This is a genomic window from Pseudomonas sp. Sample_10, from assembly GCF_004321495.1.
Taxonomy (GTDB): Bacteria; Pseudomonadota; Gammaproteobacteria; order Pseudomonadales; family Pseudomonadaceae; genus Aquipseudomonas.
Genome location: NZ_RCOE01000207.1, coordinates 1 through 19,035 on the forward strand (window position 1 = coordinate 1; position 19,035 = coordinate 19,035).

Consider the following 19,035-nt stretch of genomic DNA (forward strand, 5'->3'; position numbering starts at 1 on the left):
CTTCAGGGCAGTCATGTCGGCATCCGGAAAAAAAGTGCGGGCATTTTCTCAGAGCCGGACGCAAAAGGCACGGCAAGCGCCGCACCTTTTGTCTATCGGGTCAATTTGTCGCGGGGAAACCCGTAACTCGCAACACCACAAAGCACTGTGGGAGCTGGCTCGCCAGCGATGGCATCACTTCGGTCTACGTTGAAAACCGAGGTTTCTGCATCGCTGGCAAGCCAGCTCCCACAGGTATTGCGTTGCAGTTTCGACCGGGGGTCAGACGCCCAGGTAATCCAGGATCCCTTCAGCCGCATTGCGGCCTTCGAAGATCGCCGTTACCACCAGGTCGGAACCGCGAACCATATCGCCACCGGCGAAGATTTTCGGGTTGCTGGTCTGGTGCTTGTACTGACCTTGTTCCGGCGCCACGACGCGGCCCTGGCTGTCGGTCTGGATGCTGAACTGCTCGAACCAAGGCGCCGGGCTCGGACGGAAACCGAACGCGATGACCACGGCATCGGCCGGGATGATCTCTTCGGAGCCCGGGATCGGCTCTGGGCTGCGACGGCCACGGGCGTCCGGCTCGCCGAGACGGGTCTCGACCACCTTCACGCCTTCGACCTTGTCTTCGCCGACAATCGCGATCGGCTGGCGGTTGTAGAGGAATTTCACGCCTTCTTCCTTGGCGTTCTTCACCTCTTTGCGCGAGCCTGGCATGTTCGCTTCGTCACGACGATAAGCACAGGTCACCGACTTGGCGCCCTGGCGGATCGAGGTACGGTTGCAGTCCATCGCCGTGTCGCCACCGCCAAGTACCACGACTTTCTTGCCTTTCATATCGACGAAATCTTCCGGCGACTTTTCAAAGCCCAGGTTGCGGTTGACGTTGGCGATCAGGAAATCCAGCGCGTCGTAAACGCCTGGCAGGTCCTCACCGGCAAAGCCGCCCTTCATGTAGGTGTAGGTGCCCATGCCCATAAACACCGCGTCGTATTCGGCGAGCAGTTGTTCCATGGTCACGTCTTTGCCGACTTCGGTGTTGAGCCGGAACTCGATGCCCATGCCGGTGAAGACTTCGCGACGATTGCTCAGCACGGTCTTTTCCAGCTTGAACTCGGGGATGCCGAAGGTCAGCAAACCGCCGATTTCCGGGTTCTTGTCGAACACCACCGGGGTCACGCCGCCGCGCACCAGCACGTCCGCACAGCCCAGGCCCGCAGGCCCGGCACCGATGATCGCGACACGCTTGCCGGTCGGCTTGACCTTGGACATGTCCGGGCGCCAGCCCATGGCGAACGCGGTGTCGGTGATGTATTTCTCGACCGAACCGATGGTCACCGCGCCGAAGCCGTCGTTGAGGGTGCAGGCACCCTCGCACAGACGGTCTTGCGGGCACACCCGGCCGCAGACTTCCGGCAGGGTGTTGGTCTGGTGCGACAACTCGGCGGCCTGGAGGATGTTGCCCTCGGCCACCAATTTGAGCCAGTTGGGAATGAAGTTGTGCACCGGGCACTTCCATTCGCAATACGGGTTGCCACAACCCAGGCAGCGGTGGGCCTGATCGGCCGACTGCTGGGGTTTGAACGGTTCGTAGATTTCGACGAACTCTTTCTTGCGTTGACGCAACAGTTTCTTCTTCGGATCTTTGCGCCCGACATCGATGAACTGGAAGTCGTTATTCAGACGTTCAGCCATTGTTAAAACCTCATCAAACTCTTCAGGCGCATATCACTGCGGATTGGCACGGGTGCTGGAAAGCAACGATTTCAGGTTGGCAGCCTTCGGCTTGACCAGCCAGAAGCGACGCAAGTAATCATCGAGATTCTCGGCGAGCTCACGCCCCCACTCGCTGTCGGTTTCCTCGACGTACTCGTTCAGCACGCGTTGCAAATGGCTGCGGTAGGCTTCCATCGCCTCGCCGCTGATCCGCTGGATTTCCACCAGTTCGTGGTTGACCCGGTCAACGAAGGTGTTGTCCTGGTCGAGCACGTAGGCGAAACCGCCGGTCATGCCAGAGCCGAAGTTGTAACCGGTCTTGCCCAGTACGCAGACGAAACCACCGGTCATGTACTCGCAGCAGTGATCGCCAGTGCCTTCCACCACGGTGTGGGCACCGGAGTTACGCACAGCAAAACGCTCGCCTGCGGTGCCGGCGGCGAACAGCTTGCCCCCGGTGGCGCCGTACAGGCAGGTGTTGCCGATGATGGCACTGACCTGAGTCTTGTAGACGCTGCCCTTGGGCGGAACGATGACCAGCTTGCCGCCGGTCATGCCCTTGCCGACATAATCGTTGGCGTCGCCTTCCAGGTACAGGTTCAGGCCGCCGGCGTTCCATACGCCGAAGCTCTGGCCCGCAGTACCCTTGAAGCGGAAGGTGATCGGCGCATTCGCCATGCCCTGGTTGCCATGCTTGCGAGCGATTTCGCCGGAGATCCGCGCGCCGATGGAACGGTCGCAGTTGCAGATATCCAGGTCGAACTCGGCACCGCTCAGGTCGTTGATCGCCGAAGCAGCCATCTCGACCATTTTCTCGGCCAGCAGGCCTTTGTCGAACGGCGGGTTGCGGTCTACGCCACAGAACTGCGGCTTGTCCGCTGGCACATGGTCGCTGCCCAGCAACGGGGTCAGGTCCAGGTGATGCTGCTTGGCGGTCTGGCCTTCGAGGACTTCCAGCAGATCGGTACGACCGATCAGCTCTTCGAGGGAGCGCACGCCCAGCTTGGCCAGCCACTCACGGGTTTCTTCGGCGACGTAGGTGAAGAAATTCACCACCATGTCGACGGTACCGATGTAGTGGTCCTTGCGCAGTTTTTCGTTCTGGGTCGCGACGCCGGTGGCGCAGTTGTTCAGGTGGCAGATGCGCAGGTATTTGCAGCCCAGGGCGATCATTGGCGCGGTGCCGAAGCCGAAGCTTTCAGCGCCGAGGATCGCTGCCTTGATCACGTCGAGGCCGGTTTTCAGGCCGCCGTCGGTCTGCACCCGGACTTTGCCGCGCAGGTCGTTGCCGCGCAGGGTCTGATGGGTTTCGGCCAGGCCGAGCTCCCACGGGGCGCCCGCGTACTTGATCGAGGTCAGCGGCGATGCGCCGGTGCCGCCGTCGTAGCCGGAGATGGTGATCAAGTCCGCGTAGGCCTTGGCCACACCGGCGGCGATGGTGCCAACGCCCGCTTCCGCTACCAGCTTCACCGAAACCAGCGCCTTCGGGTTGACTTGTTTCAGGTCGAAAATCAGCTGCGACAAGTCTTCGATGGAGTAGATGTCGTGGTGCGGCGGTGGCGAAATCAGGGTCACGCCCGGCACTGCATAACGCAGCTTGGCGATCAGGCCGTTGACCTTGCCGCCTGGCAACTGACCACCTTCGCCCGGCTTGGCGCCTTGAGCGACCTTGATCTGCAGCACTTCGGCGTTGACCAGGTATTCCGGGGTCACACCAAAACGGCCCGTCGCCACCTGCTTGATTTTCGAGCTCTTGATGGTGCCGTAGCGTGCCGGGTCTTCGCCGCCTTCGCCGGAGTTGGAGCGCGCACCGAGGCGGTTCATGGCTTCGGCCAGGGCTTCGTGAGCTTCCGGCGACAGGGCACCCAGGGAGATACCGGCGGAGTCGAAGCGCTTGAGCACCGATTCCAGCGGTTCGATCTCGCTCATATCCAATGGCGTGTCGAGGGTTTTGACTTTCAGCAGGTCGCGGATCATCGACACCGGGCGGTTATCCACCAGCGAGGTGTATTCCTTGAACTTGCTGTAGTCGCCCTGTTGCACGGCAGCTTGCAGGGTGTTGACCACGTCAGGGTTGTACGCGTGGTATTCGCCACCGTGGACGAACTTCAGCAAACCGCCCTGCTGGATCGGCTTGCGCGGGCTCCAGGCTTCGGCGGCCAGGGCCTTCTGCTCGGCTTCGATGTCGACGAAGCGCGCACCCTTGATGCGGCTTGGCACGCCACGGAAGCTCAGGTTGCAGACTTCCTCGGACAAACCGATGGCTTCGAACAACTGCGCACCACGGTACGAAGTAATGGTCGAGATGCCCATCTTCGACAGGATCTTCAGCAGGCCCTTGGTGATGCCTTTACGGTAGTTCTTGAACACCTCATAGAGGTCGCCCAGCACTTCACCAGTACGGATCAGGTCACCCAGCACTTCGTAGGCCAGGAACGGATAAACGGCAGAAGCACCGAAACCGATCAATACGGCGAAGTGATGCGGATCGCGAGCGGTCGCGGTTTCCACGAGGATGTTGGAGTCGCAACGCAGGCCTTTTTCGGTCAGGCGGTGGTGCACCGCGCCGGTGGCCAGGGAGGCGTGGATCGGCAACTTGCCCGGGGCAATGTGACGGTCGCTCAGCACGACCTGGGTACGACCGGCGCGCACGGCTTCTTCAGCCTGATCGGCGACGTTGCGGATCGCCGCTTCGAGGCCGACGCTCTCGTCATAGTTGAGGTCGATGATCGCGCGCTCGAAGCCTGGGCGATCGAGGTTCATCAGCGAGCGCCATTTGGCCGGGGAAATGACCGGCGAGCTTAGGATCACGCGCGAGGCGTGTTCCGGCGACTCCTGGAAGATGTTGCGCTCGGCGCCGAGGCAGATCTCCAGCGACATGACGATCGCTTCACGCAGCGGGTCGATCGGCGGGTTGGTGACCTGCGCGAACTGCTGGCGGAAATAGTCGTACGGCGTGCGCACGCGCTGGGACAGCACGGCCATCGGCGTATCGTCGCCCATCGAGCCCACGGCTTCGTAGCCCTGCTCCCCGAGCGGACGCAGCACCTGATCGCGCTCTTCGAACGTGACCTGGTACATCTTCATGTATTGCTTGAGCTGATCGACGTCGTAGAACGCCGATCCGTGGTCGTTGTCTTCCATGGTCGCCTGGATGCGCAGGGCATTCTTGCGCAGCCATTGCTTGTACGGATGACGCGACTTCAGACGGTTGTCGATGGCGTCGGTGTCGAGGATCTGCCCGGTTTCGGTGTCAACGGCAAAGATCTGGCCCGGCCCGACACGGCCCTTGGCAAGCACGTCTTCAGGCTGGTAGTTCCAGACACCGATTTCCGAAGCCAGGGTAATGAAACCGTTCTTGGTGGTGACCCAACGCGCCGGACGCAGACCGTTACGGTCGAGCAGGCACACCGCGTAGCGACCGTCGGTCATTACCACGCCGGCCGGGCCGTCCCACGGTTCCATGTGCATCGAGTTGTATTCATAGAACGCACGCAGATCCGGGTCCATGGTTTCGACGTTCTGCCACGCTGGCGGAATGATCATCCGCACGCCACGGAACAGATCGATGCCACCGGTGACCATCAGCTCCAGCATGTTGTCCATGCTCGAGGAGTCGGAACCCACGCGGTTGACCAGCGGACCGAGCTCTTCCAGGTCCATCAGATCGTTGGTGAACTTGGTGCGACGAGCCACGGCCCAGTTGCGGTTGCCGGTGATGGTGTTGATCTCGCCGTTGTGCGCCAGGAAGCGGAACGGTTGAGCCAGCGGCCATTTCGGCAGGGTGTTGGTGGAGAAGCGCTGGTGGAACACGCAAATCGAAGTTTGCAGGCGCTCATCGCTCAGGTCTGGATAGAAGGCGGTCAAATCCGCCGGCATCATCAGGCCTTTATAAATGATGGTCTTGTGCGAAAAGCTGCACACGTAATGGTCGGTGTCAGCAGCGTTGGCCACGGACGACTTGCGACGGGAAGTGAACAGCTTGACGGCCATGTCCTGATCGCTCAGGCCTTCACCGCCGATGAATACCTGCTCGATCTGCGGCAGACGCTCGAGGGCCAGGCGCCCGAGGACGCTGGTGTCGATCGGCACTTTGCGCCAGCCGACGAGCTGCAGGCCGGCGGCCAGGATCTCGCGGTTCATGTTCTCGCGAGCGGCTTCGGCCTTGACCGGGTCCTGGTTGAAAAAGACCATGCCCACGGCATATTGCTTGGGCAGTTCGACGCCAAACGTTTCCTGGGCGATGGCTCGCAGGAACACGTCAGGCTTTTGAATCAGCAGACCGCAACCGTCACCGGTCTTGCCGTCGGCATTAATCCCACCGCGGTGGGTCATGCAGGTCAGGGCCTCGATGGCCGTTTGCAAAAGGGTATGACTGGGCTCGCCCTGCATATGGGCTATCAGGCCGAAACCGCAGTTATCCTTGAATTCATCGGGTTGGTACAGACCTGCTTTCATAGACACTTTCTCACCAGGCTGCCCCTTATCGAGGCAAATTTCTTTTCAATTCAACCACTTACCTTCCACGCTGGACGTACGCCAGCTTTGCGGGGGCAAAAGGGAGGTCATTGTACACACCGACACGGAGGCTCACAAATTTGACGACGAAATGTCGCAAATCTATGTCGCATTCATGAAAGGTTTAAAGCGATCTGCTGTGCTAGTCAAAACTTTTTTAATTCTGACCGCAACGACTCAAAGACTACTGTGACGCAGACACCACAAGGCACGCGGCCTGTGGGGCCAGCGCGCGCTTGCAGAAATTTTGAGGTGCTTGGAGAGGCGGCCTGGGTAAGGCCGCCGAATCTTCAGCGAGTTGTTGCCAGTTCCTGTTGGACGCTGGCGACAGTGCGAGGCCAAGGTTTACCAGCCTGAACCTTCGCTGGCAAGGCCTTGATGGCTGAAACGGCTGCATCACGACTGGCGAAGTTGCCGTAGGTGATCACATAAAGTGGCTTGCCGTTGAGGACCTTCTTGAAATAACGGTATTCACCGCCCTGCTCCTTGACGAAGCTTTGTGCGGCCGTTTCGGAGCTGGTGCCGAGGATTTGCACCACGTAATTACTCGGCGCCTGACCGGCGTACCAGGTACCTCCGGCAGCCTTGGTGGCGGCGGCTGGTTTTTCGGCAGGCTTGGCTGCGGCGACCGCCGGCTTGGCCGGAGCTGGAGCAGGCTTGGCGACTGGCGCCGGAACCGGTGCAGGCTTGGCAGTAGCGACCTGCGTCGGGGCCGGAACCGGCTTGGCCGCAGGAGTCGGCGCAGGCCCGGCCGGAACGCCCGCAGGCGGCGCAGTGGTAGTTACGGTCGGCGGTGTCTCGCTGGAGCCCTCGAGCGGAACGCCATCGTCACCTTCGGTAATACCGCCCGCTGCTTCGGCCAGAGGACCACGCATGACAGGCTGCGAATTACCGACCAACGGCAGCGGCATCGGCTGCGTATTGCCGGCGAATTCGACGGCTGGTGCGCCGCCGTTCGCCTGAGGCGCGCCCTGGCCGAGCGGCAATTGCGCCTGCTCGTTGGCCGGAGCACCGGTGGTCGGTGCTTTGCTGCGACCTGGCATCAACCAGGCGGCGGCTACCGCGACCACGACGACGGCGGAAATCGCCAATACGTGTTTCTTCGGCATATTGAACCCCATACTTGGACGCTTCACCGCTGAGCGGCTGGCAATCATGGCTTCGATCATTGCATCGCGGGCAACCTGGTTGATATTGCCAGGCCAACCCTCGGAGCTTTCGTGAATATCAGAGATCTGATCTGCGGTGAAAAGTTCTATACCCCGACCTGCACCTTCGAGGCGCTGATCCAGATATTCGCGGGTCTCTTCTTCGGTGTACGGCTGTAACTCGATGACGTGGAAGCGCTCTTCCTCGAGGCTCAACTGCTCCAGTTGAGCAATCATCGACGACTCGCCAAACAGGAACACGTGCGGGCGACCTTCCGGTGCACCGGCACCCAGCGCCATCAACGCTTCGAGCGCGGATTCGTCGAGCTGCTCAGCATCGTCCACCAGCAGATAGACTTCCTGACCGGTGAGTGCCAGTTGCACCACCTGAGCCAGGATTGCGCCGATCTCGGCCTGGGCAACGTCCAGTGCCTGGGCCACCTGCCGCAGTACGCCAGCCGCATCGCCGGCGCCACGGGCGGAAACCACCACGCTCTGCACCGATTGTTTGTTGGTGCTGGCCACCAGGGCCTGACGCAGCAGGGTCTTGCCGCTGCCTTGTGGGCCTGTGACCACCAGCAGCAACTGGCTATAGCGCGCCAGATGATGCAACTGCCCCAGCACGGGTTTGCGCTGGGCCGGGAAAAACTTGAAGCCAGGCACCCGTGGAGCGAAAGGGTCATGACTCAACTGGTAATGGCCGAGGAAAGCCTCGTCGGCATGCAAACTAGTCATCGCGTTCTTATCAACCTTTAAGCTGAGCCAGGGCGCGGTAATCCGCTCCCAGCGTGGCCTGTAGAACCTCTTTCGGATAATCGTCGGTCACCACCGCTTCGCCCATGTGGCGCAGCAGCACCAGGCGCAAACGACCGTCGATCACTTTTTTATCAATTGCCATGTGTTCGAGGAAATTGGCTGGCGTCATCTCTTCAGGCGGAATGACCGGCAACCCGGCGCGCTGGAACAGCCGAATGCCGCGATCACGCTCCTGCTCGCTGATCCAGCCCAGGCGCGAGGACATCTCTAGCGCCATCACGGTGCCGGCAGCCACAGCCTCGCCATGCAGCCAGACACCATAGCCCATGTGGGTTTCGATGGCATGACCGAAGGTGTGGCCGAGGTTGAGCGTGGCTCGCACACCGGTCTCTTTCTCGTCGGCACCGACCACCGCTGCCTTGGCCGCGCAAGAGCGCTCGATGGCGTAGGTCAGGGCTTGCTGATCCAGGTTGCGCAGGCGATCGACATTGTCTTCGAGCCAGGTCAGGAATGGCTCATCGCAGATCAGACCGTACTTGATGACTTCCGCCAGACCGGCGGACAGTTCGCGGGCCGGCAGGGTATTGAGCGAGGTCGTGTCGATCAGCACGACGTTCGGCTGATAAAAGGCGCCGACCATGTTCTTGCCCAGCGGGTGGTTGATTCCGGTCTTGCCACCCACGGAAGAATCTACTTGCGACAACAGCGTGGTCGGGACCTGTATGAAATCGACACCACGCTGATAGCAGGCCGCGGCAAAACCGGCCATGTCACCGATAACGCCGCCGCCAAGGGCAATCACCGTGGTGCGGCGATCGTGCCGGGCGGTCAACAGACCGTCGAAAATCAGTTGCAGGGTTTCCCAGGTCTTGAAGGCTTCGCCATCGGGCAGCACCACGGAAATCACCGAGAACTGCGCCAGACTGCGGGTCAGACGTTCGAGATAGAGCGGCGCAACGGTTTCGTTGGAAATGATCGCCACTTGCCGCCCGCGAATATGCGGGGCCAGCAGCTCAGGCTGATCCAACAAACCTTCGCCAATATGAATCGGGTAGCTGCGCTCGCCTAGATCGACCTTGAGTGTCTGCATGTGTCCCCACAGTGAAGATGGAATCAGGCGTCCTGCCTTGAATTAACGAATGTCCACGGCCCCTGCTGGTCTGACGCCGTCCGGTAGCCATCCGCCACAACCGATTGCGGTCATGGCAGGACGCCGAGGATAGCGCATTTCGTGCAGCGCTTTAACGGGGCGGCAATTGCTGCAGACGCTCCAGAATATCGAGCACGACCATTCGCGGTGGCCGCTCATCGGTTTCCACCACCAGATCGGCGATTTCCCGATAGAGCGGATCGCGGATCGCCAGCAGATCCCGAAGGGTCTTGGCCGGATCGGCGGTGCGCAGCAAAGGGCGATTGCGGTCACGCGAAGTGCGCCCGACCTGCTGCTCAACGGAAGCATGCAGATAAACCACGCGTCCGCCGGCGTGCAGTGCCCGACGATTGGCTTCGCGCATGACTGCGCCACCGCCGGTCGCCAGCACCACGCCGTCGTAATCGCATAGTTCGGCAATCATTGCCTGCTCGCGATCGCGAAAGCCCGGTTCGCCTTCTTTATCGAAGATCCATGGGATATTGGCGCCCGTGCGTAATTCAATTTCCTTATCGGAATCTTTGAATGGCAAGCGCAGCTCTTTGGCCAGCAACCGGCCGATGGTGCTTTTTCCAGCGCCCATCGGTCCTACAAGAATCAAATTTCGCACAGAATCAACGACTCACAGCAATCGCCTGGTTATTCATGATACGCGGAGTGAGAAACACCAACAGCTCGGATTTTTTCTCCGAAACCACGTCACGCCGGAAAAGGCGGCCAAGATACGGCACATCGCCAAGAAATGGCACCTTATCTACAACCTTGCTCTGAGTATTTGAGAAAACGCCGCCAATAACGATGGTCTCCCCGTCGTTGACCAGGACCTTGGCGTTGACTTCGTTTTTCTTGATCGGCGGCACATCCTGGACTTTGTTGAGGTAGTCCGGCTCGTCCTTGGTGACCTTCACTTCCATGATGATCCGGTTATCCGGCGTGATTTGCGGCGTTACTTCCAGCGACAGCGAAGCCTCCTTGAACGACACGGAAGTGGCGCCGCTGGAACTGGCTTCCTGGTAAGGAATCTCGGTGCCCTTCAGGATCTTCGCCGTTTCCTTGTCGGACGTGACCACCTTGGGCTGCGAGACAATTTCGCCGTTACCGGTTTTCTCCATGGCTGTCAGTTCAAGGTCCAGGAGGACATTGTCGGTGATGAAGGCAATGCCGATACCCGAGGTATTGTTGACCGCCCCCAAATCGACGAACGGCGAGTTGGTGCTGGTGCTACCCGGTGTGCCGATGGTGGATGACGCATTGGCACCATTGCTGACCCCCGAAGTATTCCAGTTGCCCTTGTTCTGGATCGAACCACCCCAGCGTACGCCAAGGCTCTTGTCGTAATCGACGTTGGCTTCGACGATACGAGCTTCGATCATCACCTGGCGTACCGGGATATCCAGTTGCGCCACAATCCGCCGCAACTCGTCGAGCCGATCCTGTGTCTGGTAGGCAATGATGTTATTGGTGCGCTCATCAACGGTGATTGATCCACGTTCGTCGACTTTCGCTTCGGCACTGGTTACCGACTGGAACAGCTTCGAGATATCGGCTGCCTTGGCGTAATTGACCTGAAGCAGTTCCCGCCGCAGCGGTGCCAGATCGGCGATCTGTTTCTGCGACTCCAGTTCCTGACGCTCCCGCGCAGCGATTTCATCGGCCGGCGCCACCAACAGGACGTTACCAATCTTGCGCTTGTCCAGCCCCTTGGTCTTCAACACCAGGTCCAGCGCCTGGTCCCAAGGCACGTTTTGCAGGCGCAATGTGATGCCACCCTGCACCGTGTCACTGGCCACCAGATTGAGATTGGTGAAATCGGCGATCAATTGCAGTACCGAGCGCACATCGATGTCCTGGAAATTCAGCGAGAGCTTTTCGCCGCTGTAGGCGTAGCGGTCGGCATTGCGCTTTTGCAGGTCGTCGACGGTCATCGGGCGGATGCTGACGGTCAGCTTGTTGTCGGTCTGGTAAGTCGAATAATCGAAGGCGCCGCTGGGCTCGATGGTGATGGTGGCTCTGTCGCCGGTGACATTGGCATTGACGAACTGCACAGGCGTGGCGAAATCCTTGACGTCCAGGCGTACTCGCAACGGTTCGGGCAGACGGGTCCTGGCGAATCCGAGAATGATCTTGCCCTCGCGCTCCTGTATGTCGGGCGCAATGGAAGGGTCCGACAGATCAATCACTACATTGCCTTCTCCTTGCGTGCCACGCTGAAAATCCACTCCGCGTATGGCTTTGCTTGCCGTCGCAACCGGGCGTGCCGGGGTCGGGGCGGCAGTGGTAGTGGCAACCGGCCTGCGAGTCGCGCTTTTGCCACCCTGCCCAACCACTACAAACAGATTATTGCCTTCGATTCGGGTGTCGTACGGCGTCAGCTGGGTCAAATTGATGATCAGCCGCGTACGATCCTTGGCCTCGACCACGGTTGCGCTGCGGGCGTTACCCGCTCCCAGGTCACGGGTCTTGCTGGCCAGTTGGCTGACCACACCTGGCAGGTCGAGTGCGATCCGTGCTGGCGACTCAGTGGTGTACCCATGGGGAGCCGGCGGTGGCTCATCGAACGCCAGCTTCAACTCGACGCGGTCGCCCGGCAGTGCAGCGACATCGAGCGCTTTGAGGTTGGCCGCTTGTACCATCGGCGACAGCAACGCTATCCATAGCGACATTCCGAGGGTGGAGAAAATCCTGTTCATTTTTCGAATCCCACTATGAGTGCTCTTTCAAAGGGATGGTCCGCGGCCTTTCCAGCCAGGCACCCTGGCCATCCGGGACGATTTCGACCACATCGACCTGGGCGCTGCTGATGGCGACTATCCGGCCTTCGTTGCGCCCCAGGTAATCGCCGACCTTCAGCCGATGCACTCCGCCAGCCCCGCGTAACAATGCAAAGGAGCCAGCCGCATTGGAAATTGTGCCGACCATTTCAAACTGCTCGATATTGAATCCCTCGAGGTACTGCTTGACCCGGTTCGGGTCCGGCTTGACGTTGCGCGACCCGTGTTTCTGACCGGCCAGGTCGATTCTGACTTGCCGGGAAAACGGGCTGCGCAGGTTGGCAGCGTTGTAGGTGAATGTCGGGTAAGACCGGAATGTGGGCGTTGGTTCAATCTTCCCCGGTGCTCGCAGACGCATTTCGTTCATGTAGGCGTCCAGGTCGCTGAAGTCTTCGCCACTGTTACAACCGCCGAGCACGACCAGCAACATCGCCATGCAAAGTCCGCGAACAAGGCTCATTGCTGCAGCCCTTTGTCGTTGTAGCGGTAGGTCTTGGCCAGGATGCTCATGCGCAGTTTCGGCCCGCCGTCAGGGTTGGCCGGGGCCAGGTCGAAATCGTGCAGGGTGACGATGCGCGGCAGACCGGCTACACCGCTGACGAACGTCGCCAGGTCGTGATAAGCGCCGGTGACGGTAATCTGGATCGGCAATTCGATGTAGAACGGCTGGGTCACCTCCGGCAGCAGTTTGATTTCTTCGAATTCCAGGCCACTGCCCAGACCGGTGCGAGTGATGTCTTCCAGCAGACCGGGCACTTCGGTATCACTGGGCAATTGCCGCAGCAGCACGCCAAAGGAGTTTTCCATCTCTTTCATCTGTTGCGTGTAAAGCTCGAGGTTTGCCGCCATGTGCGCCTTGGTGGCGAACTGCTCTTTGAGGGTCGACTCTTCCTCACGCTTGAGATCTAGCTGATTCTCAAGCTCGCTGGTGGTCATGCTGTAACCCAGCGACAACACCAGAACCATCAGCAGCACACCCACCAACACCTTGATCGCGGGCGGCCAGGAACCGATATTGCTCGTATCCAGTTCGTTGATATCGATCTTGCGCAGCCCTTCGAACCATTCAGACGGAGTCATTTCCCGCCCTCCACCGCAGCCGGCTGGGTCTGCCGCACGCTCAACTGAAAGACGTTGGCTTGATCCAGTTGTCCGGCAGTGGTCGCTTTCACCTCGGTCAGGCTGGGGGCATCAAACCAATCGGAGGCATCCAGGTTGCGCATCAAATCGGATACACGATTGTTCGACTCTGCCGCACCGGTGATCGACAAGGTCTTGCCTGACATTTTGACTTCAGTGAAATACACCCCATCCGGCAGGGTTCGCGCCAGCTGATCAAAAATCCGCCCGCTGATCGGCCGGTTGCCCTGCAAGTCCTGGATGATCCGCATGCGTTCGACCAGTTGCTGACGGCGAGCCTTGAGCTCACTGATCTGCTTGATCCGCTCGTCGACCACGACAATTTGCTTGCCGATGTAATCATTGCGCGCAATCTGACGGTTGATGGCGCCGTCGATGGCCTGATTGGCGATCAGCACAGCGCCTGTCGATCCCACCAGCACGCCGACCAGAGTCAGCAGAAAGCGTTTGCGACGCTGCTCGCGCAGTTCTTCCCGCCAAGGTAAAAGATTGATCCGTGCCATCAGTCGAAACTCCTGAGGGCCAGCCCGCAGGCAATCATCATGGCCGGGGCATCGCTGGTCAGGGCCGCGGCATTGACCTTGCTGCTCAGGGTCATCTCGAAAAACGGATTGGCTACCTGCGTCGGCGTGCCCAATTGCTGCTCGATCAATTGGTCCAGCCCCGGAACCGAAGCGGTCCCGCCTGCCAAAAGGATCTGATCAACGGAGTGGTACTGACCGGAAGCAAAGAAAAACTGCAACGAGCGGGATACCTGCTGAACCAGAGCTTCGCGAAAAGGCTGCAACACTTCACGCTCATAGTCGTCAGGCAGCCCGCCCTGCTTCTTCGCCCGCCCCGCCTGTTCAACGGTCAGGTTGTAGCGACGCTGGATTTCCTCGGTCAGTTGTCGCCCGCCAAACAGTTGTTCGCGGGTATAGATGATCCGCCCTTTGTGCAGCACGCTCAGGGTGGTCATGGTTGCGCCGATATCGACCACCGCTACCAGGCGCTCCTTCGACGCCGCCAACTGATTGGCCAGCAAGCCGAACGAACGTTCCAGCGCGTAGGCTTCGACATCAACCACCCGCGCAGTCAGGCCGGCCAGGGTCAATGCCGCTTCGCGAACCTCGACGTTTTCCTTGCGACAGGCGGCGAGCAGCACATTGACCCGCTCGGGGTTACGTGTCGACGCGCCCTGGACTTCGAAATCGATGGCGACTTCATCCAGCGGATAAGGGATGTACTGATCGGCCTCGATCTTGAGCTGGCTTTCCATCTCGTCATCGGAAAGCCCCGCATCCATTTCGATAGTCTTGGTGATCACCGCCGAGCCGGCCACGGCGACGGCGACGTTCCTGACATTGGTTCTGGCCTTGACCAGTACGCGGGAAAGGGCCTGGCCCACACCTTCGAGCTCTGCGATGTTTTTCTCGATAACCGCACTGGCAGGCAGTGGCTCGACCGCGTAGGCCTCCACCCGGTAACGGTCGCCCTGACGGCTCAGCTCCAGGAGCTTCACCGAAGTTGAGCTGATGTCGATCCCTAAAAGCGTATTGGCTTTTTTGTTGAAGAGTCCTGGCACTAGCAATTCCCTATGACTATCCGTGAGTTACGGACTCTGTAATGTGTATTGCGTTCCCTCCGCCCGTCTTGACAGCTGCCGTCAATGACGCCTGCGGCGGAAAAATGCTTATAATGCCCAGCGTTTTTTTCCGCTTTCTCAAGCGCGGGTCGTTCGCCTTTAGCCTGAACCCTGATGCCTAATTCATTTTTTGCCCTGGATATCCAAAAGCCTTGATTCGTCTGCTGAAATTTTTCGGTTGGTCCATCGTCGCGGTTTTCTGCGGACTGCTTCTGGGTCTGAGCGGGGCGTTTCTTTACCTTAGCCCCGGATTGCCGTCCGTGGAGGCTTTGAGAAGCATTCAGTTGCAGATTCCATTGCGGGTCTACAGCAGCGATAACAAGTTGATCGCAGAATTTGGCGAAATGCGCCGTACCCCGATCAAGTTCGCCGACATTCCACCCAATTTCATAAATGCGTTACTAAGTGCTGAAGACGACAACTTCGCCAACCATTACGGCGTCGACCCCAGCAGCCTGATGCGCGCGGCGACCCAACTGGTCAAAAGTGGCCACATCCAGTCCGGCGGCAGCACCATTACCATGCAGGTAGCGAAGAACTTCTTCCTGACCAGCGAACGCAGCTTTTCCCGCAAGACCACGGAAATCCTCCTGGCGCTGCAGATTGAACGCCAGCTGACCAAGGACGAAATCCTTGAGCTGTACGTCAACAAGATCTACCTGGGCAACCGTGCCTACGGTATCGAAGCTGCCGCGCAGGTGTATTACGGCAAGTCGATTCGCGACGTCAGCCTGGCGCAGATGGCCATGATCGCCGGCCTGCCCAAGGCCCCGTCTCGTTTCAACCCGTTGGCCAACCCGGCCCGCAGCAAAGAGCGGCGCGACTGGATCCTGGGGCGCATGTACAAACTGGGCAAAATCACTGAAGCCGATTACACCGCGGCGATCAACGAACCGCTGAACGCCAGCTATCACGTGCCGACACCGGAAGTGAACGCCCCTTACATCGCCGAGATGGCCCGCGCCGAAATGGTCGGCCGCTATGGCAGCGACGCCTATACCGAAGGTTTCCGCGTCACCACTACCGTGCCCAGCAACCTTCAGGAAATGGCCAACACCGCCCTCCACGAAGGCCTGATGACCTACGACCAGCGTCACGGCTACCGAGGCCCTGAATCACGCCTGCCGGGCAAGACCCGCGAAGCCTGGGCCACCGAACTGACCAAGCAGCGCACCATCAGCAGCCTTGAGCCGGCCATCGTTACCCAGGTCGACAAGACCGGGCTGCAGGTGCTGACCCGCACCGGACAGGAACACGTCAGCTGGGAAACCATGAAATGGGCTCGCCCTTTCCTGAACACCAACAGTATGGGGCCCAATCCGAAGCAGCCGTCGGATGTCGCCCAGGTTGGCGACTTGATCCGTGTACAACGCCAGCCGGACAATTCGCTGAAGTTCAGTCAGGTTCCCCAGGCTCAGGGTGCGCTGGTGTCTCTCGATCCACAAAATGGCGCGATCCGCTCGCTGGTGGGTGGCTTTGCCTTTGAGCAGAGCAACTACAACCGCGCACTGCAGGCCAAGCGTCAGCCTGGGTCGAGCTTCAAGCCATTCGTGTACAGCGCTGCGCTGGACAATGGCTACACCGCCGCCAGCCTGGTGAACGATGCGCCGATCGTTTTCGTCGATGAGTACCTGGACAAGGTCTGGCGCCCGAAGAACGATACCAACACCTTCCTTGGCCCGATTCGTTTGCGTGAGGCGCTGTACAAGTCGCGCAACCTGGTATCGATCCGCTTGCTGCAAGCGATGGGCGTCGGCAAGACCATCGACTACATCAGCCGCTTCGGCTTCAACAAGCAGGACCTGCCTCCCAACCTGTCGCTGGCACTGGGCACCGCAACGCTGACGCCGATGGAGATCGCCACCGGTTGGGCCACGTTCGCCAACGGTGGCTACAAGATCACTCCTTACATCATCGACAAAATCGAAAGCCGCAACGGCGACACGCTTTTCGTCGCCAATCCGCCCAGCGTGCCGAAGGGCGGCGCAGCCACCGACGGCATTGCCGCGCCAGTTGCCGAAGCTTTCACGGTCAACGCAACGCCGAGCGATGCCATGAACGCACAACCGACACCCCAAGCACCGGCGGTGGCTGAACGCATTGTTGATGGCCGCACGACCTACATCCTCAACAGCATGCTCGAGGACGTTATAAAACTCGGCACCGGGCGTCGTGCGCTGGCCTTGGGTCGCAGCGACATCGCGGGTAAAACCGGTACCACCAACGAATCCAAGGACGCCTGGTTCTCCGGTTACAACGCCGATTACGTGACCACCGTCTGGACCGGCTTCGACCAGCCTGAAAGCCTGGGGCGCAAGGAGTTTGGCGGCACCGTAGCCCTGCCGATCTGGATGAACTACATGGCCGCCGCGCTCAAGGACCTGCCGCCGCATACGCAGCCAGAGCCGGAAGGCATCCTCAGCTTGCGAGTCGACCCGATCAGCGGCCGCGCCGCCACTCCAGGCACGCCGGGCGCCTACTTCGAGCTGTTCAAGGCCGAGGACACGCCACCGTCGATGAACGAGCTGGGTAACGGCATTACGCCGGGCAGCCCGCTGCCGGCGGATGAAGCGGCGCCGATCGATTTGTTCTGATTTCAGCGCCAACAGAAAGCCCTGCCTTCGTGAAAGTGCGGGGCTTTTTTGTGCCTGCAGGATTGATCGTTCCCACGCTTCGCGTGGGAATGCAGCCAGGGACGCTCCGCGTCCCATCCAGAGCCGAACGCAGAGCGTCCGCAGAGGCATTCCCACGCGGAGCGTGGGAATGATCACCCGCCAGACACAAAAAAGCCCCAACTCAAAACGAGCCGGGGCTTTTCGGTTGAAGCGCTACAACGACTTAGCCGTTGAACACGTCATCCACGCTTTTGAGCGGGTAGTTCTTCGGATACGGCAGGGTTGCCACACCGGTCTCGATTGCGGCTTTAGCCACGGCATCGGAGATCAGGGTGATCAGACGCTTGTCCATTGGCTTCGGAATGATGTACTCACGACCGAATTCCAGCTTGATGCCGCCGTAGGCGTCGCACACTTCCTGAGGTACCGGCAGTTTGGCCAGTTCGCGCAGGGCGTTGGCTGCTGCCACTTTCATTTCTTCGTTGATGCGCTTGGCGCGAACGTCCAGGGCACCACGGAAGATGAACGGGAAGCCCAGTACGTTGTTGACCTGGTTCGGGTAGTCCGAACGGCCGGTGGCCATGATCACGTCGTTACGGGTGGCATGGGCCAGTTCCGGGGAGATTTCCGGATCAGGGTTCGAGCAAGCGAACACGATCGGGTTAGGCGCCATGGACAGCAGGCCTTCAGCGCTCAGCAGGTTCGGGCCGGACAGGCCGACGAACACGTCAGCACCTTGCAGTGCATCAGCCAGGGTGCGCTTTTCGGTCGCGTGAGCGAAAACAGCCTTGTACTGGTTCAGGTCGTCACGGCCGGAGTGGATCACGCCGGTACGGTCGATCATGTAGATGTTTTCGATATTGGCGCCCATGCTCACCAGCAATTTCATGCAGGAGATGGCGGCAGCACCGGCGCCCAGGCAGACGATCTTGGCTTGCGGCAGGGTTTTGCCGGCGATTTCCAGGGCGTTGATCATACCGGCTGCGGTCACGATCGCGGTGCCGTGCTGGTCATCGTGGAATACCGGAATGTCGCACTGCTCGATCAGAGCGCGTTCGATCTCAAAGCACTCAGGTGCCTTGATGTCTTCCAGGTTGATGCCACCGAAGGTGATGGAGATGCGCTTGACGGTGTCGATGAAGGCTTGCGGGCTTTCGGAGTCGACTTCGATGTCGAAAACGTCGATGCCGGCGAAGCGCTTGAACAGCACGCCTTTACCTTCCATCACTGGCTTGGAGGCCAATGGGCCGAGGTTACCCAGGCCGAGAATCGCGGTGCCATCGGAAATGACTGCAACCAGGTTGCCTTTGCCGGTGTATTTGTAGGCCAGTTCAGGATCGCGGGCGATTTCGCGTACTGGTTCGGCTACGCCGGGGCTGTAGGCCAGCGACAGGTCGCGGGCGGTAGCGGTGGCCTTGGTGAGCTCGACACTCAGCTTCCCTGGACGAGGATGGGCGTGATATTCGAGAGCGGCAGTTTTCAGATCAGACATTTTGGCATTCCGCTTTTACTGTTGGACAGACTGGTCAGCGAGGATACGCGCCTCGCAAAATCCCCACAAGACTGACCGGTCACCCCTGTCAAGCGCCCGGCCATACGACTTTGGCCCAAG

At 59.9% G+C, this 19,035-nt stretch carries 12 protein-coding genes; 1 reads left to right on the top strand and 11 read right to left on the bottom strand.

The genetic code is table 11. From position 1 onward, the window contains the following. Window positions 1–261: 261 nt before the first annotated feature. From D8U18_RS19985 to D8U18_RS20035, 10 genes are all read right to left on the bottom strand, one after another. The gene (locus D8U18_RS19985; RefSeq protein WP_042731563.1) at window positions 262–1,680 is read right to left on the bottom strand and encodes an FAD-dependent oxidoreductase; all 1,419 of its coding nucleotides are present in this window, start codon (window positions 1,678–1,680) and stop codon (window positions 262–264) included. Window positions 1,681–1,713: 33 nt separating this feature from the next. Beyond that, window positions 1,714–6,159 carry a glutamate synthase large subunit gene (gene gltB / locus D8U18_RS19990; RefSeq protein WP_131108223.1) on the bottom strand — a complete coding sequence of 1,482 codons (4,446 nt, stop codon included), beginning with the start codon at window positions 6,157–6,159 and terminating at the stop codon, window positions 1,714–1,716. Window positions 6,160–6,509: 350 nt separating this feature from the next. Continuing rightward, window positions 6,510–8,102 (bottom strand): AAA family ATPase, encoded by a 1,593-nt coding sequence (locus D8U18_RS20000; RefSeq protein ID WP_131108224.1) that lies wholly within the window; start codon window positions 8,100–8,102, stop codon window positions 6,510–6,512. A gap of 10 nt (window positions 8,103–8,112) precedes the next feature. Then, entirely contained in the window at window positions 8,113–9,213 is a 1,101-nt protein-coding gene (aroB, locus tag D8U18_RS20005; protein ID WP_056852266.1) for a 3-dehydroquinate synthase, read from the bottom strand. 151 nt (window positions 9,214–9,364) lie between these two features. Further along, window positions 9,365–9,883, bottom strand: coding sequence for a shikimate kinase AroK (aroK, locus tag D8U18_RS20010; RefSeq protein ID WP_056725695.1), 519 nt, complete (start codon window positions 9,881–9,883; stop codon window positions 9,365–9,367). A gap of 4 nt (window positions 9,884–9,887) precedes the next feature. Further along, window positions 9,888–11,963, bottom strand: coding sequence for a type IV pilus secretin PilQ family protein (locus tag D8U18_RS20015; protein WP_131108225.1), 2,076 nt, complete (start codon window positions 11,961–11,963; stop codon window positions 9,888–9,890). A 13-nt stretch (window positions 11,964–11,976) separates the two neighbouring features. Beyond that, window positions 11,977–12,504: a pilus assembly protein PilP gene (locus D8U18_RS20020; RefSeq protein ID WP_056852264.1), complete on the bottom strand. Its 528-nt coding sequence runs from the start codon at window positions 12,502–12,504 to the stop codon at window positions 11,977–11,979. Next, the gene (gene pilO, locus D8U18_RS20025; protein ID WP_131108226.1) at window positions 12,501–13,124 is read right to left on the bottom strand and encodes a type 4a pilus biogenesis protein PilO; all 624 of its coding nucleotides are present in this window, start codon (window positions 13,122–13,124) and stop codon (window positions 12,501–12,503) included. The genes D8U18_RS20020 and pilO overlap by 4 nt, the downstream gene beginning before the upstream one ends. Then, window positions 13,121–13,687, bottom strand: a complete 567-nt coding sequence (locus tag D8U18_RS20030) for a PilN domain-containing protein (RefSeq protein ID WP_130903902.1) — start codon at window positions 13,685–13,687, stop codon at window positions 13,121–13,123. Before D8U18_RS20030 ends, pilO begins: the two co-directional genes overlap by 4 nt. Further along, window positions 13,687–14,748: a pilus assembly protein PilM gene (locus tag D8U18_RS20035; protein ID WP_056852261.1), complete on the bottom strand. Its 1,062-nt coding sequence runs from the start codon at window positions 14,746–14,748 to the stop codon at window positions 13,687–13,689. The genes D8U18_RS20030 and D8U18_RS20035 overlap by 1 nt, the downstream gene beginning before the upstream one ends. A gap of 212 nt (window positions 14,749–14,960) precedes the next feature. On the opposite strand from D8U18_RS20035, the gene D8U18_RS20040 reads away from it, so the two are divergent. Next, on the top strand, window positions 14,961–17,402 hold the full coding sequence (locus D8U18_RS20040; RefSeq protein ID WP_056852260.1) for a penicillin-binding protein 1A: 2,442 nt from the start codon (window positions 14,961–14,963) through the stop codon (window positions 17,400–17,402). Between the two features lie 244 nt (window positions 17,403–17,646). Here the strand turns inward: D8U18_RS20040 and D8U18_RS20045 are convergent, their stop codons facing one another. Beyond that, a complete protein-coding gene (locus D8U18_RS20045) occupies window positions 17,647–18,915 on the bottom strand; it encodes a malic enzyme-like NAD(P)-binding protein (RefSeq protein WP_056852259.1) in 1,269 nt (422 codons plus the stop codon). Window positions 18,916–19,035: the final 120 nt, after the last annotated feature.

Bases quoted from the DNA above. Each gene is read 5' to 3' on its own strand.
- pilO (WP_131108226.1), bottom strand. From the start codon at position 13,124: ATGACTCCGTCTGAATGGTTCGAAGGGCTGCGCAAGATCGATATCAAC.
- D8U18_RS20015 (WP_131108225.1), bottom strand. From the start codon at position 11,963: ATGAACAGGATTTTCTCCACCCTCGGAATGTCGCTATGGATAGCGTTG.
- D8U18_RS20045 (WP_056852259.1), bottom strand. From the start codon at position 18,915: ATGTCTGATCTGAAAACTGCCGCTCTCGAATATCACGCCCATCCTCGT.
- D8U18_RS20020 (WP_056852264.1), bottom strand. From the start codon at position 12,504: ATGAGCCTTGTTCGCGGACTTTGCATGGCGATGTTGCTGGTCGTGCTC.
- aroB (WP_056852266.1), bottom strand. From the start codon at position 9,213: ATGCAGACACTCAAGGTCGATCTAGGCGAGCGCAGCTACCCGATTCAT.
- D8U18_RS19985 (WP_042731563.1), bottom strand. From the start codon at position 1,680: ATGGCTGAACGTCTGAATAACGACTTCCAGTTCATCGATGTCGGGCGC.
- D8U18_RS20030 (WP_130903902.1), bottom strand. From the start codon at position 13,687: ATGGCACGGATCAATCTTTTACCTTGGCGGGAAGAACTGCGCGAGCAG.
- gltB (WP_131108223.1), bottom strand. From the start codon at position 6,159: ATGAAAGCAGGTCTGTACCAACCCGATGAATTCAAGGATAACTGCGGT.
- D8U18_RS20000 (WP_131108224.1), bottom strand. From the start codon at position 8,102: ATGACTAGTTTGCATGCCGACGAGGCTTTCCTCGGCCATTACCAGTTG.